At 51.2% G+C, this 26,319-nt stretch carries 19 protein-coding genes; 1 reads left to right on the forward strand and 18 read right to left on the reverse strand.

From position 1 onward, the window contains the following. Nucleotides 1–32 precede the first annotated feature (32 nt). The 10 genes from M891_RS0106640 to adhE all read right to left on the reverse strand — a co-directional run bounded on the left by M891_RS0106640 (nucleotide 33) and on the right by adhE (nucleotide 16,946). Nucleotides 33–2,222: a stalk domain-containing protein gene (locus M891_RS0106640; RefSeq protein ID WP_028538274.1), complete on the reverse strand. Its 2,190-nt coding sequence runs from the start codon at nucleotides 2,220–2,222 to the stop codon at nucleotides 33–35. A 215-nt stretch (nucleotides 2,223–2,437) separates the two neighbouring features. Further along, nucleotides 2,438–4,045: a beta-N-acetylhexosaminidase gene (nagZ, locus tag M891_RS0106645; protein WP_028538275.1), complete on the reverse strand. Its 1,608-nt coding sequence runs from the start codon at nucleotides 4,043–4,045 to the stop codon at nucleotides 2,438–2,440. Nucleotides 4,046–4,079: 34 nt separating this feature from the next. After that, nucleotides 4,080–5,687: a response regulator gene (locus M891_RS25985; protein WP_028538276.1), complete on the reverse strand. Its 1,608-nt coding sequence runs from the start codon at nucleotides 5,685–5,687 to the stop codon at nucleotides 4,080–4,082. Continuing rightward, nucleotides 5,662–7,512, reverse strand: a complete 1,851-nt coding sequence (locus M891_RS0106655) for a cache domain-containing sensor histidine kinase (RefSeq protein WP_028538277.1) — start codon at nucleotides 7,510–7,512, stop codon at nucleotides 5,662–5,664. Before M891_RS0106655 ends, M891_RS25985 begins: the two co-directional genes overlap by 26 nt. A gap of 51 nt (nucleotides 7,513–7,563) precedes the next feature. Next, nucleotides 7,564–8,391: a carbohydrate ABC transporter permease gene (locus M891_RS0106660; RefSeq protein ID WP_016311670.1), complete on the reverse strand. Its 828-nt coding sequence runs from the start codon at nucleotides 8,389–8,391 to the stop codon at nucleotides 7,564–7,566. Beyond that, nucleotides 8,391–9,275 carry a carbohydrate ABC transporter permease gene (locus tag M891_RS0106665; protein WP_028538279.1) on the reverse strand — a complete coding sequence of 295 codons (885 nt, stop codon included), beginning with the start codon at nucleotides 9,273–9,275 and terminating at the stop codon, nucleotides 8,391–8,393. Before M891_RS0106665 ends, M891_RS0106660 begins: the two co-directional genes overlap by 1 nt. A 92-nt stretch (nucleotides 9,276–9,367) precedes the next feature. Continuing rightward, nucleotides 9,368–10,753, reverse strand: coding sequence for an ABC transporter substrate-binding protein (locus M891_RS0106670; RefSeq protein ID WP_028538280.1), 1,386 nt, complete (start codon nucleotides 10,751–10,753; stop codon nucleotides 9,368–9,370). Nucleotides 10,754–10,962: 209 nt separating this feature from the next. Continuing rightward, entirely contained in the window at nucleotides 10,963–11,703 is a 741-nt protein-coding gene (pflA, locus tag M891_RS0106675) for a pyruvate formate-lyase-activating protein (protein WP_028538281.1), read from the reverse strand. Nucleotides 11,704–11,818: 115 nt separating this feature from the next. Then, nucleotides 11,819–14,086, reverse strand: a complete 2,268-nt coding sequence (pflB, locus tag M891_RS0106680; RefSeq protein WP_016311667.1) for a formate C-acetyltransferase — start codon at nucleotides 14,084–14,086, stop codon at nucleotides 11,819–11,821. A gap of 244 nt (nucleotides 14,087–14,330) precedes the next feature. Further along, on the reverse strand, nucleotides 14,331–16,946 hold the full coding sequence (gene adhE / locus M891_RS0106685) for a bifunctional acetaldehyde-CoA/alcohol dehydrogenase (protein WP_016311666.1): 2,616 nt from the start codon (nucleotides 16,944–16,946) through the stop codon (nucleotides 14,331–14,333). Nucleotides 16,947–17,394: 448 nt separating this feature from the next. Here adhE and M891_RS0106690 point away from each other — a divergent pair, with 448 nt between their 5' ends. Beyond that, nucleotides 17,395–18,111 carry a Crp/Fnr family transcriptional regulator gene (locus M891_RS0106690; RefSeq protein WP_028538282.1) on the forward strand — a complete coding sequence of 239 codons (717 nt, stop codon included), beginning with the start codon at nucleotides 17,395–17,397 and terminating at the stop codon, nucleotides 18,109–18,111. A gap of 295 nt (nucleotides 18,112–18,406) precedes the next feature. Here the strand turns inward: M891_RS0106690 and nirD are convergent, their stop codons facing one another. The 8 genes from nirD to M891_RS0106730 all read right to left on the reverse strand — a co-directional run bounded on the left by nirD (nucleotide 18,407) and on the right by M891_RS0106730 (nucleotide 26,295). After that, complete coding sequence (gene nirD, locus M891_RS0106695) at nucleotides 18,407–18,754, reverse strand: nitrite reductase small subunit NirD (protein ID WP_028538283.1); 348 nt, start codon at nucleotides 18,752–18,754, stop codon at nucleotides 18,407–18,409. Nucleotides 18,755–18,785: 31 nt separating this feature from the next. Then, a complete protein-coding gene (nirB, locus tag M891_RS0106700) occupies nucleotides 18,786–21,218 on the reverse strand; it encodes a nitrite reductase large subunit NirB (RefSeq protein WP_028538284.1) in 2,433 nt (810 codons plus the stop codon). A gap of 239 nt (nucleotides 21,219–21,457) precedes the next feature. Continuing rightward, nucleotides 21,458–22,177, reverse strand: coding sequence for a hypothetical protein (locus M891_RS0106705; protein WP_139816693.1), 720 nt, complete (start codon nucleotides 22,175–22,177; stop codon nucleotides 21,458–21,460). Between the two features lie 168 nt (nucleotides 22,178–22,345). Next, nucleotides 22,346–22,912, reverse strand: coding sequence for an FAD-dependent oxidoreductase (locus M891_RS0106710; protein WP_009225302.1), 567 nt, complete (start codon nucleotides 22,910–22,912; stop codon nucleotides 22,346–22,348). A gap of 63 nt (nucleotides 22,913–22,975) precedes the next feature. Further along, nucleotides 22,976–23,293, reverse strand: coding sequence for a winged helix-turn-helix transcriptional regulator (locus M891_RS0106715; protein ID WP_009225301.1), 318 nt, complete (start codon nucleotides 23,291–23,293; stop codon nucleotides 22,976–22,978). Between the two features lie 169 nt (nucleotides 23,294–23,462). After that, the gene (locus M891_RS0106720) at nucleotides 23,463–24,431 is read right to left on the reverse strand and encodes a sugar phosphate isomerase/epimerase family protein (protein WP_028538286.1); all 969 of its coding nucleotides are present in this window, start codon (nucleotides 24,429–24,431) and stop codon (nucleotides 23,463–23,465) included. An 18-nt stretch (nucleotides 24,432–24,449) separates the two neighbouring features. Next, nucleotides 24,450–25,532 (reverse strand): Gfo/Idh/MocA family protein, encoded by a 1,083-nt coding sequence (locus tag M891_RS0106725; protein ID WP_016311659.1) that lies wholly within the window; start codon nucleotides 25,530–25,532, stop codon nucleotides 24,450–24,452. Then, a complete protein-coding gene (locus tag M891_RS0106730) occupies nucleotides 25,525–26,295 on the reverse strand; it encodes a sugar phosphate isomerase/epimerase family protein (protein ID WP_028538287.1) in 771 nt (256 codons plus the stop codon). The genes M891_RS0106725 and M891_RS0106730 overlap by 8 nt, the downstream gene beginning before the upstream one ends. Nucleotides 26,296–26,319: the final 24 nt, after the last annotated feature.

Here is a 26,319-nt window from a genome sequence, read left to right on the forward strand (position 1 = left end):
TTCCGCGCCGTGCCTTAAAGTTCAGTTCGTGTTTATTCGCTTTTCTTCTCCGGCAATTGTTGGAACAGCAGGTTAACGGACAAGTTGCTGCCCGGAGCTGCCGTGAACACCAGATCTACGGTTTGCTCGCGCTCGCCGGTCCGGAACAGCACCGCGTTCTCGTTAGGTGCGCTGAGCGAGCCGGAAGAAGGTAAGCCTACAATATCTCCGTTGACCATAATTGAGCCCATATAATGACCGCCGCGCGGGTTAAACGTGATCAGCGTGTTTGGCGCAACGCGGTAGAGCTTAACCTTGTACAAGACGCCAAAGTTTCCAGCGTTCATGCGATATTCCCCGGTAGGACCGTCCCATCCAATCAAGAACGGATCGCTGGAATTGTCGCCGATAAGCAAACGGGATGGCGTATTGCCAATCAGGTCGGTCACTACAATATTGCGCGTAGCTTCCGTATAAGTACCACGGTTATGGATGTCAGGTTTTAAGACGCTGAGATAAGGCAACGTCTTAAATGGATCTTGATCCTGACCGACCATAATGACGGTGTAATTTAAGGTATGGTCGCTGTACAAATCCGCAAACAGGGAGATGACATCCCCTTGCTTCATCGCCGTCGCGCTCAGCTCGTTCAGGATGATCTTGCTTTCCCCTGGAGCAAACCAAGTATCCTTGTATTTGCTGCCGGTTTGCATCGATTCGTAATAGCGCGCAACCGAAGCTTTCCCCGCAGCCGTTGCATAATTGCTTGGGCCGCCAAAGCCTAAATTGCTCTGAGTCAAACGGGTCGTCTCGCTATTGTTGTTCGTCGCGATGACGTACATTTTCACCGGCATCCCGGTCGAGTTGGCGTGATGGATCATGAAACGTGTATTCCCAATCGCCGATTCCTTATACAGAATCCCTTTAGAATATACCGTTTCCGGGCTGTTGCTGCGGATCAATGTGACCGCATCCGATGTGAATGCGTATCGGATCCGCTCCCAGCTTGGGACCTGGGTTCCGTCGAACGTATATTCTTCCCCAACCGGAATGAACAGCTTGTTAAATTCGTCCCGCGTGTAGAGCGTCTCGTTCGTAATCGTAATCGTCTTCTCGACGGTCGAATACAAGCCAAATTTATTGACAACCTTCAGGCGGATCGTCATTTGACCTGGAGTAAAGAACGCCAGTTCTTTATTTTCCCAAATCCGCTCGGTGATGCCAACTTCATCCGTACTTAGATCTGTATACGTAATTAATTCACCCATTTTATAGGTGTCTTTGTCCGTCGTAAAGTTAGCCACCGGTGGAGTATGCGGCTTGTCTACATGAATGGTCAGCGTAAACGGATTACTCCATTGGCCGCTGGAATCCTGCACCCGGTAAGTCACCGTATAATCCCCCGGCGTCATGAAGATATCCTGGCGTCCAATCCATTCCTCGTTCACGATCGGAAGCCCGATAGGCGAGGTCGCATTGGTGATGTATTGAACCTGGGTTTCGCCCGCAATCACTTCATTGTTGCCGATACTAAACGAAGCAACCGGCAGTGTGTTCAGATTCACGATCACTCGTTTGCCTGCCGCATCATAGGAATACGAGATGTTTAACGCCTTCGTGATCGCCGTTAACGGCACCATGAAGTTGTTTTCCACAGAATAGGATTTCCCCCGCATCGTCTGCGTCACACCGTTAACTTTATAATAAGTCGTATTCAGCTTAAAGCGCAGTTCGTCGTTCCCCCGCTTAATGATCGTTTCTTTTGTTGTATTGTCAAAAGACAGCTGGAATCCGGCACGCTCCACAATTGCCCGGATCGATATGTAAGATACGCCGTCCTTCACTTCCATTGGATATGGGGCAAGGTATTCTTTCCCGTTCTGATACATCTTATTGCTGTTCACCATTAGAATCAGTTGACCGGAGTTACTTTGGCTCATGCTTGGGTCTGCAGGCGGCGTCACCGGACTAGTTGGCGGGATCATCTCATCCCCGGTTTCCGTCCCTTCCTGCCCGTCTTCTGGAACCGTATCCCCCATCGTTCCATCGGTTGTCCCTTGATCTGCAGGCAGATCGCCAGGCTGTACCCCATCGTTTGTTGTCCCGTTCACATCTAGCTGTTGCATTTCGGCCGAAGGTTCCAGACCGTTTCCTTGCCCGATTTCCTCTGCGCTGGCTGGAAGCACCATAGCTACTTGCGATGCAACCAACATCGTGGTGATCAACAATCTCTTAAATTTCATGCCTAAACTCCCTTACTCTCCCATTTTGTGTTTCTCCCTTTAACTCACACTGTATTAAACGCATAGATAAAAGAAAAGTTGCTGACAATTAAAAACAATATATTCGCAAAATATCCACAAACTCCGTCGCTCGTTGCCCGATTTTACTTATTTTTGACAAATCCCCGTAAAAAACGCCCGGAAATCACTCCCGGGCGTTTCTATGAGAAGATGGACTAATCCTGATTTAAGCTGACGGGCAATACTCCCTGCGGCTGCAGCTCACCGACCAGCACCTTGGCTACGGCATCCAACGAAAACGGACGATTTTCATATAAGCAGAGATAGGTCTCAATCTCAGGAAAGGCGTTCAAGTCATAAGGATTTCGCGTAGATATGACGATCAGACGTTTGCCCGGGAGCTGCTGAAGGCGCTGGACGAGCTTCTGCTGGCCTTCAGGAATCTCTCCCTCCGCTGTGTAGGTCGCCACAACGATTTGGTCGACCTCTTCACTTTGTTCCAGCACCGCGGCAATCTCTTCTTCGCTGGGCTGTGTGCCAATGACCGTCATGCTCACCTGAGCATGAAGCGGCCGCAGCGCGTCCGCCAGCGTATATTGATGCACCGCTGGCTCATCGACCTCGGTGCGGTGCCGCAGCTCCGGCCAGACGACCAGCACCGGCTGGTCGCTCTTGAGCGGCAAGCGGCCCGCTCCCTTCACGAGCGTCACGCTGCGCTCAGCCGCTCGGCGCAGCAGCGCAGCGCTCTCCGCCTCCGGCGTCAGCGGCGCTGTCGTCGCGGTTGCAGCGGCTGCCGCCTGCGCCGCACTGCCGATCCGCTTCGCCTTGAGCGCCAAGATGCGCTCGAGCGAGCGGTCAAGGCGCGCCTCGCTGATCCGGCCGCTGCGCACCGCTTCGGCCACCCGCTCGATCGCCGCACGCTGTTCAGCCAGCGTATGGCTCACGAGCACGAGGTCCGCGCCGGCTTCAATCGCTTGCACCGCACCCTCGGCGATGCCATAATGTCCCGCGATAGCCTGCATCTCCAGGCAATCGGTGACGATCAGCCCGCCGTAGCCCAGCTCCTCTCGCAGCAAGCCGGTCAGCACCCGATGCGACAATGTGGCTGGCGTCCCTTCCGGCTCAAACGCCGGAAAGATCACATGCGCCGTCATGATCGCATCCACGCCCTCGGCAATCGCCTCCCGGAACGGGACCAGCTCAACCTGGTACAGCCGCTCCTTCCCGTGCGGGACGCTGGCTAAGCCGCGGTGGGAATCCACGGCTGTATCCCCGTGGCCGGGGAAGTGCTTCGCCGTCGCGATCACGCCTTCGGCTTGATAGCCGCGAACCGCCGCGGCGCCATGCACGGCCACCTGGTCCGGCCGCTCCCCAAACGAGCGGACGCCGATCACGGGATTGGCCGGATTGTTATTGACGTCGACGCACGGCGCAAAGTTGAAGTTGATGCCGAGCTGCAGCATCTCCTTGGCTGCAAGCCGCGCCACTTCCTCCGTGAGCGCAGGGTCATTCGCCGCCCCAAGCGCCATATTGCCGGGAATCCGGCTCATCCCTTCATGATCCAGCCGAGCGACCATCCCGCCTTCCTGATCGATCGAGATAAACAGCGGAAGCTCCGGTTTGCTGCGCGGCAAGCTTTGCAAGCTCCGCGACAGCTCAGCGAGCTGCTCCACTGAAGCAATGTTCCGGCGGAAATATACGACGCCGCCCACATGGTACTGCTGCACCAGCGTCCGAATCTGTTCGTCCGGCACCAAGCTATGGAATCCACAAATAAATAACTGCCCGACTTTCTCCTCTAACGTCCATGCGGTTAAGTCCACGAGCCGTCCTCCTTGTTGAATTCTCCATTTCGTTTTAAGATACGTTTGATTCCTTCTGTCGGTAATCCGACGGCGTCATGCCGGTGTACTTCTGAAAGACCTTTGTGAAATATCGCCGTTCCTGATAACCGATGGAGCTGCCGATTTGAGCGATCGAACGTTCACTGGTCCGAAGCAGGCATTTCGCCATTTCCATTCGCTGTTTGGTCAAATACTCAACAAATGTTTCGCCAAAATGATTCTTAAAGAGCAAGCAAAAGTAACTGCTGCTAATGCCCAGATAGTCGGCGATGTCTTCAATTCCAAAGTCACGGCCGAGATGGTTCTGGATATAATTTTGTGCAGACATCATCAGCAGTTCCGAGGACTTCTTCGCGGACAGGGAGCTGCGCGCATGCTCGATGAGCGAAACGATAATGGACAGCAGCTCCTTCAAACTCATCGGCTCCCGCAGCCGCTTCCATAACCCTTCTTCCTGTTCCCCTGGGAGCATCTGCAGCTCGCGCATTTCACGCAGCAAATGGATTAGCAAATAGTGCATCAGCTTCTCCGCCGCACACGCCTGCCGTTCATCCAGACCTCCGATATACGATTTCAATTCCCCGGCAATGCGTTCCAAGACCTCGCCGCTCCCATTGCGCAATCCGGTTCCCAGCTGCTCGATCCAGCCCCATTGCACTTCCATCGCGTCCTGATCCGGAGCAAAATCGTCCGTTGGCAGCGCATCCGCCTTCACGAAACCTTCCTGCGCCGCTCCCAAAATCAACCGATGCTGCAAGCGATGGTACACCAGCGATATTTCCTGCAAACCATGAGGTCCTGCCGCCATGCACATCCGAACAGGAAGCTCCTCCTTGCTGCGAATGAGCTGTCGGATCCGCTCAAAGCCCGGCATCAGCGTCTCCTCGTCAACCGTCCGATCCGCTGAAGGGGACGGGAACACGAGGCACCATTCCCCCTCCCGGATCTGCAGCACAGTTAAGCTTGGCAAAACTTCGCCAAATACATCCTTCAGCGCATGCTTGATGTGCAGATTCCACGCTTTTCGTTCATGGAGCGTCCAGGCGATGGATCGGTGCGAATAACCTTCCAGATCCAAGAGCAGCATGGCGTAACGCCGCTTCGCTTCACCGGCGTCCTCGTCGTCCCACAACAGCCCTTCCGCATCTGTCTCCTGTCCGAGCAAGGAATGTAATAGGAAGTTTTCATTGGCCAGATCAACCACCTGGTTCATCCGCTGCTCCTTGTTCAGGTTTTTGCGCTTCTCGCGAATCTGTTTGGCGATCCCCCGAACCGTCTCCTCCAGCTCAAAATAATTGATCGGCTTGCAAATATAATCCTTCACGCCGTAACGTATTGCAGTTCGAGCATACTCAAATTCCTGATACCCGGTCAACAGCAAAATTTCGCAAGGAATCTCCCGCTCCCGGAGCTCCTGCAGCAGTTGAATGCCGTCCATCACCGGCATGCGGATATCGCTTAAGATCAAGTCGGGACGATGCTGCGAAGCCATCTCTAACGCTTCCTTACCGTTCTTGGCCAACAAAACAACTTCAAACCCCATTTCCTCCCAAGGCAAAACCTTCGACAAGTTCGTGAGTATATGAATTTCGTCGTCAACCAGCAACGCTTTTAATTTCATCGTGATCCCCCGCCTCATATCTTGGTATCACACATTGAATCGTCGTCCCGTACCCGGGCTGCGAGCAAATAAACAATCCGTATCTGCTGCCATACTGAAATCTCAGCCGATCCGACACGCTGCGAAGTCCCAAGCCCCGACGTTCATGGTTCGGGTAGGGTGTCAAGGACCGATATGCCGGATCGTCCAAATCCGCATATTGAATCTTCGCCAACTGCTCATTGGTCATCCCAATTCCGTTATCTTCAACCCGCAGCAGAATGCGATCTTCCTCCATTTTCCCCGTGACCGTGATCCTGCCTTTATAATCGATGCCCTCAAACCCGTGCTGAATACTGTTCTCCACAAGCGGCTGCAGCGTAAGCTTCAACAGCAGGCAGTTCATCATTTCGTCCGGAATATCGATCGAATATTCGAACAACTCCTCGAATCGGAACTTCTGAATTTCCAAATAGCTGCGCAAATGCTCGATTTCAAGGCTGAGCTTGATCTCTTCTTTGTCTTGAATGCTAATCCGTAAAATATTCGCCAGCCGTAGCACCATTTCGCTGACCTTGCGCCCTTCGTTTTGGACGGCAAGCACGTTAATCGACTCCAACGTATTAAATAAGAAATGCGGCTTAATCTGAGCCTGCAACACGCGCAGCTCGGCATTGGCCTTCAGCCGTTGCTCCCGTTTCACTTGCTCAAACAGCTCATTGATTTTATCCATCTGGTTGTTGAAGCCCTTCTGCAGCAGAAGCAGCTCATCATCGCCCTTCTCGTCTACCCGAGCTTTCAGGTCGCCGCTCTCCACCTTGCGCATGAATCGGACAATCACACCGATGGTCCCTGTGATCCGATTCATAAAGATCAAATTAAATAACATCGCCGTCAGCAAGCACACACAAATAATGGCAACAAACCATTTGGCAAAGGTCGTAACCTCCTGCGACAAATAACTCCAGGATGTAACCGAAACGAGGCTCCACGGATAATCCTGTAATTTATAAATGGAGATGACGCTCTCTTGGTTGTTAAATTTCCCTTTAAAACTCCGATACCTCTCGTCGCTTTCCCATTTCAATTTCTTTGGCAGATACGCCTTGATTTGCTGGCCATCCAACTCCAAATGATAATCGTACAGAATCAGTCCTTTGTCATTCACCAGCATAAACCGGGTATCGCGCATCTGACTGCCCAGCTTCAGGTTCTGAAAAATCTTCTCAAACTCCCAATTCTTGATCTGCACCACCAGCACGCCAACCCGCTCCAGGTTGCTAAGCTCTTTGATTAGGCGGATTTGCGTAAACACGTTGTCCGATCCGGTTAATTCCGGATATTCGTGGGGAGCGATCCATTTCGGCTGGCCGTTCAGGGCCATCACTTCGTTATATAAAGGATGCTCCTTGAATTTTTCATAGGGCAGCGTCTCGAAATTTTCCTTATTAAAGATCGCGATGACATTGGATTTCCGGCCTCCATGGATGTTGTACAAAAACGCGTAGTCAATGGCCGGATGGCTGTACAGCAGAGAACGGAAATTTCGCTGATTGGCGTTCAGCTCCAGCTGGGTCGTGGCCGTCAAATCCTGGGAATCCGGATCCTTGGCGGATAAAGCAGCTTGAAAAACCCCTTTGGCAATCCCGTTATCCGTGACGTTATCCATCTCCTGAAAGACGTTCTTAATGCTGTAGCCGATGGCCTTCAGCGAATATTCCGCCTGCTGGCTGTATTTCTTCTCAATCGAATTAAACGTAATCCAAAACGTGATAATGCCTAATATAAACAATGGAATGATGACTAACCCCAAAAAGGCGGTAAACAGCTTAATGCGCAAATTCATCGGCGGCAGCTCCCAATTGGTAAGACTAACCCTATTCTACCACGCCACGATCTAACCTTTAACGCTGCCAGCCGTAACGCCTTCAATTATTTTTTCTTGAAGCACTGCATAGATGATCATGACCGGCAGTACGCTGAACACGATGCCAGCTGACATCTGCGCGTAGTTGGTGTTGTACGCATCACGGAATCCGACCATCCCAACCGGGAGCGTGCGAAGTTCATCCTTGGACAGGAAATAGTTTGCCAGCAAAAACTCGTTCCAGTTGCCGAGGAAGTTAATGATAAACACGGTCACGATTGCCGGCACCGTTAGCGGCAGCATCACGCGAAAGAACACCCCCGCAGAGCCTAATCCGTCCATAACGGCAGCTTCTTCAATTTCACCCGGGATCGAGCGCATAAACGCCGCTAGAATAATGACCGAAAACGGAATCGCGTTCGCCACATAAGGCAAAATCAAGGCCATGTGCGTGTCGAGAACGTTCAGGTTCCGCATCATGCTGTAGATCGGCAGCAGCAGCGAGTTGTTGGGGATCAGCATCCCCAGCAGGATGAGCTGGAATACGACCGCACTGAGCCGGTTGAACCGCATGCGGGTCACGGCAAAGGCCAGCATCGCCGCAAACAGAATCGACAAGCACGCCGATAATACACCGATATATAAGCTATTGAAAAAATACGTGCTGATCTTGGCGTTCACCCAAGCATTAATGTAATTGTCAAAAATAATCGACGACGGTAACCCAAACGGATTGGAAGCGATCGCTTGGTTATCGGTTTTGACCGAAGAGAACAACACGAACAGAAACGGATACAAAATGATGAGCAGATACGCCATCAGGAACAGATGCGGGATCGACTTTTTCAGCACTCTCATCAGTATTCAATCCTTTCTGTGCGTCGAACGACCAGGATTTGGTACAAGGCGGTAATAATGATCGTAAAGGCAAAGATCAGCACGGCGATGGCGTTGCCAAATCCGTGACGGAAGCTGGTGATCGCGTAGCGGATCATGTACGTTGCCATGACGTCCGTTGAGCCGGCCGGCCCGCCTTTGGTCATAACTAGTACGATATCGGCCGCTTTCATGGCGCCGGCCACCGACAGCATCACGACGACACTAATGATCGGCATGATCAGCGGAAGGGTAATTCGGATCGCCCGTTGGATGCCGCTCGCTCCATCAATCGCCGCGGCTTCGTCCAGTTCACGCGGGATTGCCAGAATCGCCGCCAGCACCATTACGATATAGAATCCGGTCCACTGCCAAGCATTCGTAATCAGGATGGAGAGCATGGCCCAATTTTTGTCCGACAGCCAGTACACCGGGGGAATGCCAAAGATCCCAAGCACTTGGTTCATCAGCCCGAAATCAGGATTATAAATGAACCCCCACAAGATCCCGATGACGGCGGTGGACATGATCGACGGCATAAAGACCGCTGTCTTATACAGTCCCTTCAGCTTCTTCACATTTGCGATTAAGAGGGAGAAGAACACGATCAGCGGAACCTGAATCAGACAGGAGAACAGAATGAAGTACACATTGTTGCGCACCGATTTCCAGAATGCTTGATCCTTGAAGGCCATCTCATAATTGTCCAAACCAATATAGGTCATATGCTTAGAAATGCCGTTCCAACTGGTAAAGCTGTTGTTGATGGCGTTAAAGATCGGATAGATGAAAAAGGCAACAAACAAGATCAATGCCGGGAGAACAAATAAGCTGTAAATCAGAGGACTTCTGAGCGCTTTATTCATGCCTATACCTCCGTAGTTGGAAGCAAGGGCGTCCCCAGAACCGCTGCCGGCGGGTGACGCCCTTGTTCATGATCAAACTTGAGATTTCACAATTATTCCGCCGCAGCATTGGCTGCATCTTGCGCGGCCTGCACATTCTCCAGCATCTTCGCCGGGTCGATTTCGCCGCCGATGATTTGCTGAATGCCCATGCTCAGCGCCGTATTCACTTCCGCTTGTACGAGCGCGTCAAACGCTGGGAAGGAAGTGCCGATCTCGCTTACCGCTGCAAAGATATCCTGCATCAGCGGGTCGTCGGACGCCGTCTTCATTTGCTCCAGATCCATCTTCATGGCTGGCAGTACGCCGTCTTCTTTCAAACCGCGCAGTTGCATTTCTTCCGTCCACATGTTCTTGATGAATTCCTTAACGGCTGCCAGCTTGCGTGGATCCTCCGCAACGGCACTGGAGAAGCCATAACCGTTGTTGGCATCCTGCATGACAACAACCGGATCCCCTTCATTTAATGGCGGCATGTTGAAGAAGCCGATTTTGCCAACCATGTCGCCAGCTTGAGCCGGATCACGGAATACGGAGTTCGCCCAGGAGCCGTCCATCATCATGATGGCCTCGCCTGTAATGACTTGGTTTCTCATATCCGCGTATTCAAAGCCGAGCTCGCCTTTCTTAAAGTAACCTTTTTCAACCCATTCCTGATGTTTGGCAATCGCCTTGACCATATTCTCGTCTGTCCATTTCGTTGCGCCTGTCTTGAAGCCATAAGTGATCTCCGGACCGGCATAATAGGACCACAGGTTATTGGTCGTCATCAGCGGAATCCAAGCATCCTTCGAGGATTGTGCAAACGGAATTTTGCCGTCCGCCTTAATTTTCTCGGCGATTTGCTCCAGTTCCCCAAGCGTCTTCGGTACCGTCAGCCCTTTGGATTCAAAATACTCTTTATTGTAGAAATACCCTTCGATAGAACCCCCGATTGGCAAGCCGTATACTTTGCCGTCAAGGGTAAACGGATCTAGTGTCGTAAATTTATCTTTGATCCCCAATTCTTCGATGATTGGCGTCAAATCCAGCATCAAGCCTTCCTTGGCATACAGTTGGGCATCCGGACTGCCAAAGACGTCGAAGATTTCCGGCGGTTTGCCAGCAGCCATTTCACCCCGCAGCTTCTCTTTGCGGTTCACTTCGGAGTCTACCGCATCCAGCTTGATCGTTAAGCCCGGTACAGCAGCTTCCGTCTTCTTAACGACGTCCTCCAGCATCGCCAGGCGGAACTTCTTGGATTCGCCAACCTGGGTGTGACGGATCGTGATCTCAAACGGATCGTTGTTCGTTTCCGTTTCGGTCCCCGCATTTGTGCCCTGACTATTCGACGGGGCAGGGGCAGCATTGCTTCCGTTGTTGCCGGATTTGCCGCAGCCGGCGAGCAGCGCGGATGCAACAAACACAAGAGACAGCAGCAGCACCAAACTCTTCCTCATGTTAGATAGACCCTCCTCAAACTCATTTATGTGATACACCCTCATTATAGAAAGCGTCATTCCCTTTGATAAGGAGGACATTTTTCTATAAAGGGGATAATATCATCTAAAAACCAAAATGAAAACGGTTAAACCTAACGTATAACGAGAGGTCTAACCGTTTGTATTCGAGATATTGTATTTTCGTGTAAGGATATATAACATATAATTCAAAGTTTAGCTGCTGTTTGCTGCTCACCTTCGCGAATCAACCGATAAGCTCGTTCGATCTCTTCATCCGTGGGCGAAGGTACACCTTCCAGCGGGTAAGCCCAACCGAGCTCCTGCCATTTGTATACGCCCATTTGGTGGTAAGGGAGAATTTCGAACTTCTCTACCCCCTTCAGGCTGCCGATAAACCGCCCGAGCTCCAGCAAATCTTGTTCATCGTTGTGGATGCCGGGCACATATACGTGACGAATCCACATTTTCCGATCATGATCCGACAGCCAGCGAGCCATCTTCAACATTCGATCGTTAGGTTTGCCCGTCAGCTTGATGTGCTTCTCGTTGTCGATATGTTTTAAATCCAACAGGACCAAATCGGTGACATCCAGCAAATCTTTGATCTTGTCGCCCTCGTTATAGCCGTTCGTATCCAGCGTCGTATGAAGGTTCCAGCGCCGCTTCACTTCCCGGAACAATTCCGTAACAAACGGCGCCTGCAGCGTCGCTTCGCCGCCCGAAACCGTCAGCCCACCGCCCGATGTACGATAGTAGTTCAAGTATGGCTCGATTTCAGCCAAAACTTCTTCAACCGTCATCTCCTTGCCTTCCGTCAAACTCCAGGTGTCCGGGTTATGGCAATATTGGCACTGCAACAAGCAGCCTTGCATAAAGAGGACGAAACGAATCCCCGGTCCATCTACGGTTCCGAACGTTTCTAATGAATGTATGCGACCTTTAAGCATCTTCGTCACCCTTTCCCTAAATCGCTCCCGATAATGGAATGGGGAGAAAGGCGATCCAAGCCCAACTCCCCATTTTATCGTTCAGCTTCAATTGTTGCTGCTAGTCAGCAGGTTATTACATTTTGCCGTGGAAGGTCCGGTTGATGACATCCAATTGTTGCTCACGAGTCAACTTGATGAAGTTTACCGCATACCCCGATACACGGATCGTTAATTGCGGATAGTTCTCCGGATGTTCCATAGCGTCAAGCAGTTGTTCACGGTCAAAGACGTTGACGTTCAAGTGATGCGCGTTGCTGCCGAAGTATCCGTCCATCATCGATACAAGGTTCGATTGGCGAGTTTCGATTTCTTTACCCAATGCCTTCGGCACGATCGAGAACGTATTCGAGATGCCGTCCAAGCTGTGCTCATATGGCAGTTTCGCTACCGAGCTCAGGGAAGCTAACGCCCCTTTCTTGTCGCGGCCGTGCATCGGGTTCGCCCCTGGTGCGAACGGTTCGCCAGCTTTACGTCCGTCCGGCGTGCTGCCTGTTTTCTTACCATATACAACGTTCGACGTAATTGTCAACACCGATTGAGTTGGCAGCGAGTTACGATACGTTTTATGCTTGCGGATCATGCTCATGAACGTTTCAACCAACTCTACCGCAATTTGGTCAACGCGGTCGTCGTTGTTGCCGTAGCAAGGGAAGTCGCCTTCGATTTCGAAGTCTACTGCAATGCCGTTTTCGTTGCGGATCGGTTTCACTTTCGCATATTTGATCGCGCTGAGCGAATCGGTTGCCACGGACAAGCCGGCGATACCGCAAGCCATCGTACGAAGAATGTCACGGTCGTGCAGCGCCATCTCGATCCGTTCGTAGCAGTATTTATCATGCATGTAGTGGATCACGTTCAGGGTGTTGACATACAGCTTAGCCAACCATTCCATCATTGGGATGAAGCGTTTCATTACTTCGTTATAGTCGAGATATTCCGAAGTGATCGCTGGATATTCCGGACCCACTTGGACGCCGGATTTTTCATCCTTACCACCGTTGATCGCGTACAACAGAGCTTTCGCCAAGTTCGCACGAGCGCCGAAGAATTGCATTTGTTTCCCGATTCTCATCGCGGAGACGCAGCAGGCGATCCCGTAATCGTCACCGTAAATCGGACGCATCAGATCGTCGTTTTCGTATTGAATCGAGCTCGTTTCAATCGATACCTTCGCACAGTATTTCTTGAAGGCATCAGGCAGTTGCTCCGACCAGAGCACAGTCAGGTTTGGTTCTGGAGCCGGTCCCAGGTTGTACAGCGTATGCAGGAAGCGGAAGCTGTTCTTCGTTACAAGCGTCTGACCGTTTACGGACATCCCGCCGATCGATTCCGTTACCCAAGTTGGGTCACCGCTGAACAGTTCGTTGTACTCTGGCGTTCTCAAGAATTTCACGATGCGCAGCTTCATAACGAAATGGTCAACCAATTCTTGGGCTGCTTCTTCAGTCAGCGTTCCTTCAGCCAGGTCGCGTTCAATGTAAATATCGAGGAACGAAGATACACGTCCGAGGGACATCGCGGCACCGTCTTGTTCTTTGACCGCTGCCAGATAACCGAAGTACAGCCATTGGAAAGCTTCCTTCGCATTGTTTGCCGGTCTGGAAATGTCGAATCCGTACATTTCGCCAAGCTGTTTCAATTCACCCAAAGCGCGAATTTGTTCAGAAATTTCTTCCCGCAAGCGAATCACATCTTCATCGATGACATCCACTTCAAGGGATTTCAGTTCTTGTTGTTTTTGCTTGATCAAGAAGTCTACGCCATACAGAGCAACGCGGCGATAGTCCCCGATGATCCGACCGCGGCCGTATGCGTCAGGAAGGCCAGTGATAATCCCGGCTTTACGGGCGGCTCTCATTTCCGATGTATAAGCATCAAATACCCCTTGGTTATGGGTTTTACGAATCGTTGTAAACAGGTTGACGATCTCAGCTGGCAGATCGAAGCCATAAGCTTTGCATGCATTGATAACCATGTTGATCCCGCCGAATGGATGGATCGTGCGTTGGAACGGGGCCGAACCCTGAACGCCAACGATTTGTTCTTTCTCTTTATCCAAATATCCAGGAGCATGGGAAGTAATCGTCGACGGCGTATTCACGTCTACATCCAGGACCCCTCCAGCTTCCCGTTCTTTCACGGACAGCTGCGATACGATATCCCACAACGCTTTCGTGTTCGCCGTAGCGCCTTTCAAGAAGGATTCATTTCCTTCATAAGGATTCACGTTGGATTGGATGAAATCGCGCGTATCCACTTCCTTCATCCATTTCCCAGCTTTGAAGCCTCTCCATGCGTTTTGTGCCTTCGTTTCTGTTACTTCTCTTTCGATCACCGACATCTTGATTCCCTCCATTTATATATGTGGTCGCGGTTGAAGGTCTATCCCGCGCCTCATGATCCCTAAAATTTGTGATACTTTTCACAACTTAGACAATTATGGTACCCGGCCCCGAAAGACCGGGTTCCGCTCACTTATTTCTGAGGGATCATTTATACTGTAATCATAGCTCTTCCTAACCAAAAAGATTGTGACAAATATCACATTGAGTGATATTTGTCACCTTTTTTACCCGCCTGTTCACTTATTCTTCAAATCTACCATAGAAGGCATCGCGATAAATCTCAGCCAGCTCGCTGACCAGCGGCAGCTTCGGATTCGCCGTCGTACATTGGTCTTCGAAGGCACGGTCCGCCAGGTAATCGACGCGCGATTCGAAATCCTTCGCATCGAAACCAAGCGCTTGGAACGATTCCGGAATGCCCAGCTTCTTGTTCAGATCGCGCACCGCTTTGATCAAGCTCTTCACGCCTTCTTCCGTCGTGCGAGCCGGCAGACCCAGAATGCGGGCGATTTCTGCATAACGTTCATCGGCAACGAAGTTTCTGTATTTCGGCCATGCCGCGAATTTCGTTGGTTTCTTCGCGTTGTAGCGGATGACGTGCGGCATCAGAATCGCATTGGTACGTCCATGAGCCGTACCGTATTGACCGCCCCATTTGTGCGCCAAGCTGTGGTTGATGCCAAGGAATGCGTTGGCGAACGCCATCCCTGCGAGCGTCGAAGCGTTGTGCATTTTCTCACGGGCCAGCTTGTCACCGGTCAGTGCCGATTTCTCCAGGTATTGGAATACCAGTTGGATCGCTTTAATCGCCAGACCGTCTGTGTAGTCGTTCGCCATAACCGAGACGTAAGCTTCGATCGCATGCGTCAGTACGTCCATTCCGGTATCTGCGACTGCAACTTTTGGCAAGCTGTATACGAATTCAGGGTCGATAATCGCGACGTCCGGCGTCAGCTCGTAATCCGCCAACGGGTATTTCGTATTGCCGTTGATTTTATCCGTGATTACCGAGAACGAGGTCACTTCGGAACCGGTACCCGACGTTGTTGGAATCGCCACGAACTTCGCTTTTTGGCCGAGACGCGGATATTTGTAGATCCGTTTGCGAATATCCATAAATTTTTGCTTCAGATTGTGGAAGTCGGTATCCGGGTATTCATAGAACAGCCACATGCCTTTGGCTGCGTCCATCGGCGAACCGCCGCCCAGCGCGATAATGCAGTCCGGCTGGAATTTCGCCATCAGCTCTGTACCGCGTTGTACAGTCGTGGTCGATGGATCAGGTTCAACGTCCGAGAACACTTCGATGGCGACTGGCGTTTGGCGTTGACGCAAGAAATGTTCGACTCTTTCCACGTAGCCAAGCTTCACCATCATCGGGTCAGTCACGATCATGACGCGGGAGATGTCCGGCATCTTCGCCAAGTATTGCGTCGAGTTTTTCTCGAAGTAAATTTTGCTAGGCACTTTAAACCATTGCATGTTCACGGTACGATGATTCACCCTTTTCACGTTGATCAGATTCACGGCCGTTACGTTCGACGAAGTCGAGTTGCGTCCATACGATCCGCAGCCCAGTGTCAGCGACGGCAGGTTCGTGTTGTAGATGTCGCCGATACCGCCTTGCGAAGAAGGTTGGTTCACCAGGATCCGGCAGGTTGGCATCCGTTCGGAGAATTGTTGAATCACTTCATCATTATTCGAGTGGATGACCGAGGAATGACCCATACCGCCAAATTGCACCACTTCCAGCGCACGCTTAATGCCTTCCTCTGCATTTTTCACTTTGTAGCAAGCGAGTACAGGACTCAACTTTTCTGCAGACAATGGGAATTTCGGGCCAACGCCTTCGATCTCGGCAACGAGAATTTTCGTTCCGGCCGGGACGTCGATGCCGCACATTTCCGCGATTTTTACGGCCGATTGACCAACGATCGCAGGGTTCACCGCACATTTTTCAGCGTTGATCGCGCCTGCGGTCAGCTTCGCAGCTTCTTCTTTATTTACAAAATAGCAGCCGTTGGCGATCATTTTCTTCTTCACTTGGTCAAAGATCGGTTCTTCGATAATTACCGCCTGTTCAGATGCGCAAATCATGCCGTTGTCGAACGTTTTGGACAAGATCAGGTCGTTAACCGCTTGATCCAGGTCGGCGCTCTTCTCAATGAAGCAAGGAACGTTACCAGGGCCTACGCCGAGGGCCGGTTTACCGCAGCTATAAGCCGCTTTAACCATCGCGGAACCGCCGGTAGCCAGAATGCAAGCTACGTCCGGATGATTCATCAGCGCGTTCGTGCGATCCATGGAAGGATCTTCGATCCATTGGATGCAGTCCGCAGGTGCGCCGTGTTTAACGGCCGCTTCAAGCAATATTTTAGCGGCTTCTGCACTACATTTTTGCGCGGATGGATGGAAGCCGAAGATGATCGGATTGCGTGTCTTCACGGCGATCAGCGCTTTGTAAATCGTAGTCGACGTCGGGTTCGTAACTGGAGTAATCCCCATAATGATCCCGAGTGGCTCGGCGATTTTTTGGAAGCTTTCGTAAGGATTGTCTTCGATGACGCCAACTGTTTTTTGGTACTTAATGCTGTTCCAAATATACTCCGTTGCAAACATGTTCTTGATGATTTTATCTTCGTAAACGCCGCGTCCCGTTTCCTCGATCGCCATTTTCGCCAGATACATATGCTTGTCGAGTCCAGCCAAAGCCATCGCTTGCACAATCTTGTCGATCTGCTCCTGATCCATGCTCATGAAAGCTTCGGAAGCTTTCTTCGCTTTGTCGATCAACGTTTGAATATACTCTTGTGCGGTTGGCTGAGCTTTCACAGCCACTTCGTTTTTAACAGCCATCTCTCTCATCCTCCTAAATTTTTGGATTAGGGATTTGCTTGCACATGGTGGACTAAGTTTTATATTGTGAAAAAATTCACTTATGAGCGAATCCCTATGAAGCGTGTGTGCTTCTCTTTATGTCTTGATCATAGCACAGGCTTTTTGTTTTGTATAGTGAATTTTTTCACATACTTTAAAAAAGTTGAAAGTTTTTCACTTGCCACGATAAATTTTTCATATATACTTTACATTGTGTACATAGTGTCTCTTTGAAATACTTATCGAATGCTGCGAACGCCAGTTTATTATTTTGCACCGTTTTTAGCGTGAATATCCGATTCGACATAGTGAAATTTCTCACAATGTTCACTTTTTCGGGCTTTAAAGCCCCCAAAAATTATAAAAAACCAGTTATAATTAATTTAAAATTTTCAGAAAAATTTGGAGCACAAAGGGGAAATCGATGATGAGTGAAATTGTGAATGCCACCCTGCCCCGCGGCAATACGAGCTGTTTTTCAGAGCAAAACTTCAATCGCCTTCTCGTTACGATGAAAGACAAATCTTATCCCGAGGGGACACATTTGTTCTGGGAAGGAGACTATTCCGATAAACTGTTCTACATCAAGCGCGGCCGCGTGAAGTTGACGAAATCGACAGATGAGGGCAAAGAGTTGATCCTCTACATGTATGGTGTCGGCGATATGGTTGGGCAAGCCGATCCGTTCTTCAGCTCGAAGCATAGCTTTACCGCCGAAGTCATCGAAGACTGTGAAATCGGCATTATTGAGCAGAAGGACCTGGAAATCATGATTTGCCAGCATTGCGATTTCGCCATCGATTTCATGAAATGGATGGGCATCCATCACCGTTTGACGCAAACCAAATTCCGCGATCTGATGATGTACGGCAAACCGGGCGCTTTGTGCTCGACCTTGATTCGCTTGAGCAATACGTACGGTGAACCGCACGGAGATGCAATTCTGATTAATAAGAAGATCACCCATACTGACTTGTCCAACATGATCGGGGCAACGCGCGAAAGTGTCAACCGAATGCTAAGCGACCTGCGCAAAAAGGAAGCGCTGGACTATGAGAACGGGATGATCGTAATCAAAGACCTGGTCATGCTGCAAGATATTTGCCACTGCGAGCTGTGCCCGAACGAAATCTGCCGTATTTAACCGCCTAGTACTCGCCCTATATACGGCGTTAGTTCCGGTGTATTGAACCGTCCCATGATTGGAGGGCGGTTTTTTTGCTTTCTTCCCATCGCGTAAAAAAATCCCCCAATCCTCTTCGCTACCCAATGAGGTTGGGGGATACTTATGTGGTTATGAGCCCTGTGCTTTCTTGCGCATGGGCGAAATGAACCAATATGCCATTGCGACGAATACCGCACCGCCCCCAAATCAAACTTGCCTCATGCTTCAAAAATAGCGCGGCGACCTTCCGATCACCGCGCTGTCGATAGCCGCACTACGCTTGCTGCAAAGCAGCAGCGGCAATGTAGACCTGTTCGTCCTCCACCTTGACCGGGAACATCGTGACCTGCCCGGTATCCGGTGCTTGAACGAGCCCGGTGGTCAGGTCGATTTTCCAATCATACAACGGATCATACAGATAATGACCCGATACGATCCCCTCGGCCAGCGGTCCGCCCTTTGGATGCGGATTTTGGTTCAGCGCCGCAAAAATCCGGCCATCCGATGTTCGGAACACGGCAATTTGCAGGCCGGCCACTTCCACGACACGCCCGATTTGCAGCAGAAAATCCTCCAAGGCACCAACAGGATAAAACGTTTCGCCCTTACTCTCCATACTCATGCACCATGACCCCTTTCTCTAGGACGCTGTATTACAGCTGGCTGCTCACTTCTAACGAGTGATACAATTTGCCAAGCTGTTCGTTGTCGTTCAGCACTTTTTTCCATGGATCGGATACTTGCTTCAAAGCAAATTCAATCCGTTCCATCAGCGCTTTGCGGTTCTTCACATCGTCAACGATAACCGAGCGGATATGCTCAAGGCCCATCCGTTCCACCCATTCCGACGTTCTCTCCAGGTAGTTGCCGGTTTCACGGTAGTACTGCATCAGCGCGCCGCACACTTCAATCAATTCCTCATCGGTTTTCACCTTGCACAGCGAGTCCGCCAAGCGCGGCTTGATCCCGCCGTTGCCGCCAATGAAGACCTCCCAACCGCCGTCATTGCCAACGATCCCGATATCTTTGGTGCACGACTCGGCGCAGTTACGCGGGCAGCCGTTAACCGCCATCTTAAATTTCGCCGGGAAGTCCAGCCGCTCGAATTTGCGCTCCAGCAGCGCGCCCATACCCATTGAATCCTGGGTGCCAAAACGGCAGAACTGCGAACCAACGCAGGTCTTTACTGTGCGCAACGATTTGGCATAAGCATAACCTGACGGCATATCCAGCTCTGCCCACACCTTCGGCAGGTCCTCTTTCTTCACGCCGATCAAATCCAGCCGTTGTCCGCCCGTGACCTTGACCACCTTGACATTGTATTTCAACGAAACATCGGCGATTTTCTTCAGATCTTCCGGCGTTGTGACGCCGCCGTACATCCGCGGCACCACGGTATACGTGCCGTCCTTTTGAATGTTGGCATTCATCCGTTCGTTGACGAAACGCGAAGCTTTTTCATCTTCATGGGTATCCGGGTAGATCATGCCTAGATAGTAGTTAATCGCCGGCCGACACTTCGAACAGCCTTCCGGCTGCGTCCATCCGAGCACATTCATCACTTCTTTGGTTGTCTGCAGCCCTTTCGCTTTAATCTCGGCAACGATCTCGTCCCGGCTAAGCGTAGTGCAGCTGCAAATCCCCTGTTTCGCCGATTGGGTAAAGCCATCGCCAAGCACATATTGCAGGATCTGCTCGACGACCGGTTTACAGCCGCCGCAAGATCGAGTCGCTCCGGTGCTCGCTTTAATTTCGTCGACCGTCGTCATCCCTTGATTTACGATGCAGTCCACAATCGTGCCTTTCGTCACCCCGTTACAGCCGCAGACGATTTCCTCATCGCTCATCGTTTCGACCGATGCCTTCTTCTTGGTGCCGCCGCAGCAGCCCCCGCCCATCAGCGATTCGTACAACTCATCGGTCATCTCCGCGCCTTGCTTAATCAGCTTCTGCAGCTCAGCCGAATCTGTGATATCCCCGAACAGCACTGCCCCAACCAGCTTGCCGTCCTTCAGCAAAATTTTCTTATAGGTGCGTTTCCACTCGTCCTTGCTGACGATCACCGTATGCTCCGGTCCATCGATAAATTCACCGGTGGAGAATACATCCACGCCGGAAATTTTGAGCTTGGTCGATACGACCGAACCCTCATAAGGCGCGGTATCCACGCCGCTGATATGCTTCGCCAACACCATCCCCTGCTCGAACAAAGGCGCAACCAGACCGTAAAAAACCCCGCGGTGCTCCGTACATTCCCCCACAGAATACACACCTTCAAGCGAGGTTTGCAGATAGTCGTTCACGACGATCCCACGGTTCACTTCGATGCCGCTGGCTTTAGCAACCGCAACATTAGGTCGAATTCCCACAGCCATAACGACGAATTCCGCCTCCAGCTCCGTCCCGTCGGCAAAGCGCAGGCCGCGAACCCGATGGTCGCCAAACAGCTCCGTCGTTTGTGCGCCCATCTTAAATTGGATCCCTTGCCGCTCCAACTCTGCTTTCAACATGCTCGCTGCCTGATGGTCTAACTGGCGTTCCATCAGATCTTCCATCAAATGTACAACCGTCACGTCCATCCCCAGTTGCACAAGGCCTTTGGCCGCTTCCAATCCCAACAGTCCACCGCCAATGACAGCCGCCTTCTTGTAGGTCTTCGCCGCCTCCAACATTTGCTTGCAGTCCGCGATGTCACGGAAGCCAACGACCCCTTCCTTATCGCTGCCTGGAATCGGCAAGATCAGCGAATTGGAGCCCGTTGCGATCAGCACTTTATCGTACGGGACGCGCAACCCATTATCGGCGACGACCTCTTTGGCTTCGGCATCAATCCGTTCCACTGCAGTTCCGAGATGCAGGGTGATCCCGTTCTCTTTGTACCAGTTCAAATCGTTCAGCACGATATCGTCCAGCGTTTTGCTGCCTTCCAGCACATATGACAGCATAATTCGATTGTAGTTCGGATGCGGCTCGCTTCCGAATACCGTAATGTCAAATTTCGTAGTCAACTTCAGAATTTGCTCTACCGTGCTGATTCCGGCCATTCCGTTACCGATAACAACTAGTTTCTCTCGTTCCATTCCCATATCTTTAAAATGCCTCCTCCAATAAACACCTGGGTCTCATGCAACTTGGCGATAGTTAAAATTTGAAGTGCTCCCATGCTCCCAGTATACTTTTCAAATAAGGAGGACTTTGTGATTCCATTCACATTAATTGTGAAAATTTTAACATACTTTTGTCATAACTTTTTCAATGTTCTGTAAAAAAATCCGCTCTCCCGGATGATCACCAGGATTACGGATCTCTAAGTTACATCGTACTTCTATTGCGTCGTCAAGGTAATCTCCACGTAGTCTTGCGGCTTTAATCTCATATCCAGGCCATTATCCAGCAGCTTCTTCCCATTCACTTTCAGGATCCATTGCTCGTCCTGCTTAGGGGTATAGCCGCCGACGGAGATAATTGATTTATGGTTAGGGTTAAACTGTACCAATCCACTGTGCTTCAGGAGATCTCGAACGGTGGTGTTATCACTGTATTTATGGACAAAATATTGCTTCTGACTGCCCCCGTCGATAATCAACAGCAAGGACGCCAGCGGCGAGATCGCTTCATAGCTGTCCACCGTCTTGACGTAAACCAGCAGCTTGTCACCCATTTGCAGCTCCTGATCCCAGTTGGTAGAGGCCAGCTCCTTATCATTTAGCCGGGTCCCCCATTCCAACGCCGAATCCAGCGACACCTCCCCCACCGATTGAATGGCGGACTGGTCCTCTGTAAATTTGACAATCCCGCTGCTTGCCAAGGCATGACGTACCGTTAACCCGTCGATATAATCAAAATGCAGGTTACGCGTCACATCAGGGATAAAGGTGCCTCCATCAATCATTAATGTGATATCGTGGGGGTGTTCTACTTCTGTTGTCTGCGTCTCCGCTGGTGTCGGTTGATCCATAATCTGGCCGCGGGCGCACGCCGACGCGATTATGATTATAGTCAGTCCTGCCATACATCCAACGAACCATCGCCATCTGTTAAACATAGCCGCCCTGCCTTTCTCCTCATCATTTTCCCAACTTCGGCCAGATCGTATTCCTTCTTCTTAAGCATACCGGACAAAGTGCAGGTTCTCAAATTTCAGGCTCCCTGATGGATATTGGCAAAAATAAAAAGGCCCCGTCATCGGAGGCCTGTTGTATGTTCAGATGTCTTACTTAAGTACGTCGTGATCAACGTAGCGTTCGCCGTTCATTTCGCTGATCAACTCAATCGCGACCTTCGCGCCGTCGCCCGCGGTAATGATCGTATGCACGCTTACCCCGGCAACCGTTCCTGCTGCCCAAATGCGCGGAATGCTCGTACGGCCTTGGCCATCCGTAGCAATCACCGTTTTGATTCGAGGTTCGCGGCCTTCCTTCAGCTCCAAACCGATAGCGCTTGCAAGGTCGGTTAACGCGCCGGTGGCCAATATGATATGGGACGCTTCATAACTGCGGCCGGATTCGGTCTTCACCGTAACCGTTGAACCACCGTTCGTATCGATGTCAGTCACTTTCTCTTCAATGAACTTCGCGCCGAATTTCTCCGCTTGCTCCCGGCCGACCTTCAGCAAATCGGGTCCGGAAATGTCCTTCGCACCGTAATGATTCTCGATCCATGCCCGTTTGGTCATACTGGAGTTGCTGTCCAGAACGAGCGTTTCTTTACCTGCCTTCGCCAAGAAAAGTGCTGCACTAGCTCCTGCAGGTCCTGCTCCAATAACAATTACATCAGCCACACGTACACCTACTTTCTATGATATTCCATGCCGCCCGCTCGCCGGTAACGGCATGTTCGTTGTTTATTTAATCCACTCTTCCGCCCAGGACTGCACTTGTTCCATAACGGGACGAAGCGCCCGGCCTTTCTCCGTTAGTTCATATTCAATCCGGACCGGCGTCTCAGGATAGACATGGCGAACCAGGATTCCTTCACATTCCAGATCCTTCATCCGCTCGGATAACATTTTATCGCTCATGGAAGGAATCTGATTCGAAATATCCTTAAATCGCTTGGGACCGTCCATCAGCGTTTTGATGATCAGACCGTTCCAACGTTTGCCTAAAAACGAAAATGCCGATTCAAATCGCGGACACATTGCCTGGGAATGCTCATCCATAAAATTCACCTCGTTATCATCGCCGACCTAAGGGCTGAAAGCTTACAATTTGTTAGTATATTTCATAATAGCATATTTATTGGAGGAAAGTAAGGGGGATGCCCGGTCATTTAAAAAAACGACCGCCTAGGCGGCGGCCGCTAGTATAGTATATTACGCTGGTTGTAACTTATACCCACCACATTTCGCCGGCAGAATCTTCCACCAACACCTGCTGGAGATTGCGTACCGCCTTCGTGAACCCTTCGTCGATCGACATCAGGCCGTCTTCATGCTCGATGCTGACAACATAATCGTAGCCATACAAGCGAAGGGCACTGATAATGTCCGCCCAGGTTTTCAAATCATGGCCATATCCTACTGTACGGAACTGCCAGGCCCGATCCTGCATCGTCGTATAAGGCTGCATATCCGTAAGCCCGTAACGGTTTACGTTCACCGGATCAATCGTCGTGTCCTTGGCGTGGAAATGGTGAATCGCCCCAGCCCGGCCAAGGATCGAGATCGCCTGCACCGGATCAATTCCCTGCCACCACATATGGCTGGGGTCCAAATTGGCGCCGATGGCTTCCCCAGCCGCTTCGCGTAGGCGAAGCAGCGTGGCCGGCGTATGCACGGAGAACCCGCCGTGCAGCTCCAGACCGATCTTCACATGATGCTCTGCGGCATAACGGCCCATTTCCGACCAATACGGAATCACCTTCTGGTTCCACTGCCAATCGAGGATCTCCTGGTAATCGTTCGGCCACGGTGCAACCGGCCAGTTCGGATATTTCGCGTCCTCGTGATCGCCGGGACAGCCGGAGAACGTATTTACCACCGGCACCTCCAGTAATTCAGCCAATTGAACGGTCTTGACGAAAGCGTCATGGAACTCTTGCGCCACCGCCTTTTGCGGGTGCAGAGGATTGCCGTGGCAGCTGAGCGCACTGATCGTTAACCCCCGCGATTCCACCGCCCGTTTGAACTCCTCCCGCGCTTGTTTATTTTCCAACAATACATCGGGATTACAATGCGCATTGCCAGGATAACCTCCAGTCCCGATCTCTACAGCTTTTAGCCCCTGTGCCGCTGCCTTATCCAGCGCCTGCTCCAAGGGGAGCCCTCCGAACAATACGAGAAATACGCCTAATTTCATCTCCGGTCCCTCCCGTGATTAATCAAAATAAACCGTTTTACCCGTTCTCGCCGACTCGTAAATCGCTTCCAAAATTTCCGTGACAACCAACGCTTGCTCCGGTTTCACCAGCGGTTCCTTATCCTCGAGAATCGCTTGTACCCAAGCTCTTGCTTCACGAGTAGCTTCGGTCTCCTGTTTCCCCTCGAAGAAGGCAACGCCGCCCGAGCCCAAATCAATCTTCGTTTCATACAGGCGACTCAATTTCTCCCCATTGATCCGTAGTCCGTTGGTCATGTCCGCGCCGCCTTCCGTTCCGCACAGCAGTGTTTTGGCTTCGCCGATATCCACGATGTTCAGCGCCCAGCTTGATTCCAGAATGATTGTCGCGCCATTCTTCATCGTAATGAAGCCAAATGCGGAGTCCTCCACTTTGAACTCCTCCGGATTCCATGGCCCGAATGCATTCGCTGCATTCTCGCGGCTGCCAAGCTTGTGGAAGACAGAACCGGTGACGCTCTTCGGCTCATAGTTGTCCATCAGCCACAAGGTCAGATCCAGAGCGTGCGTACCGATATCAATCAATGGACCGCCGCCTTGCTTCTCCTCATCGAGGAAGACGCCCCAAGTTGGCACGGCCCGGCGGCGAAGCGCCAGCGCCTTGCCCAGATAAATGTCGCCGAGCTCACCCTTTTCGCAAATTTCCTTCAAGTATAAGCTGTCGCTGCGGAAGCGGTTTTGATAAGCGATCGTCAGCTTCTTGCCCGTACGCTTCGCCGCATCCAGCATTTGACGCGCCTGTTCTGCCGTCTTAGCCATCGGTTTCTCGCACATGACATGGCGGCCGGATTCCAGTGAAGCAACCGTAATTTCAGCGTGGGAATCGTTTGGCGTGCACACATGTACGACTTCGGCATCGCTTTCCGCCAGCAACTGACGATAATCGGTGTATACCTTGGCATTCTCGCCACCGTATTGGGCAGCAGCCTTGGCTGCGCGTTCTTCGATGATATCGCAGAATGCGACCATCTCCACCTCAGGCTGCTGGGCCAGGCTTGGCAAATGTTTACCGTTCGCAATCCCGCCGCAGCCGATAATAGCTACTTTCAACGTTTTAGACATGAAGTTTACCTCCTTTTTGCGCATAGTCACGCACCCATTCCATGCTTGTCTGAATGCTCGTGAGCGAATCTCCGGCACAATGGTCCTGCTCGACGATTAACCATTCCACCCCCGCATCAATTGCAGCATCACCGATCTCCGTAATGGCAATTTCCCCGCGGCCAAGCTCAACCGTATCCGGTGAACCGTCTGCCTTCTTGACCACGTCCTTCCAGTGCACCAGCGGAAGCCGCCCCTTATATGTAGCGATATAATCCAGCGGATTCGCTCCAGCGAAGGCAACCCAGCAGGAATCGAGCTCCACCTGCAGCAGATGTTCAGGCACTTGCTCATAGATGGCGTCAAGCACCGGCTTGCCATCGTGTTGCAATGTCAGCTCAAAATCATGATTATGATAGCAAAGCACTAAATCTTCCTCTTTGCACTTTTCACCGAATATTTTCAAATCTTCGATGATTTCCGACCAACGGTTGCGGTCTTCCTCCGCTAAATAAGGAACGATAATATAGCGGCTGCCAATCGCTTTATTAAACGCCAATTCCTCGTCGATCGCTTCCTTCAATCGGGTATAGGGCGTATGCGCACCAATCGCCGTTAATCCTGTCTCCCGCAGAATCTCCTGTACTTGCTCTACGGTACGTCCATAAAAACCGGCAAACTCGACACCTTGATAACCGAGCTCCGCCACTTTGCGCAAGGTTCCTTCAAAATCCCGTTCCAAATGATCTCTAACCGTATACAACTGCAAACCAAGTTTCGTCATGGGTTCATTTCTCCTCTTCATCAT

Source organism: Paenibacillus sp. J14 (assembly GCF_000518465.1).
In the GTDB taxonomy this organism is placed as follows: domain Bacteria; phylum Bacillota; class Bacilli; order Paenibacillales; family Paenibacillaceae; genus Fontibacillus; species Fontibacillus barengoltzii.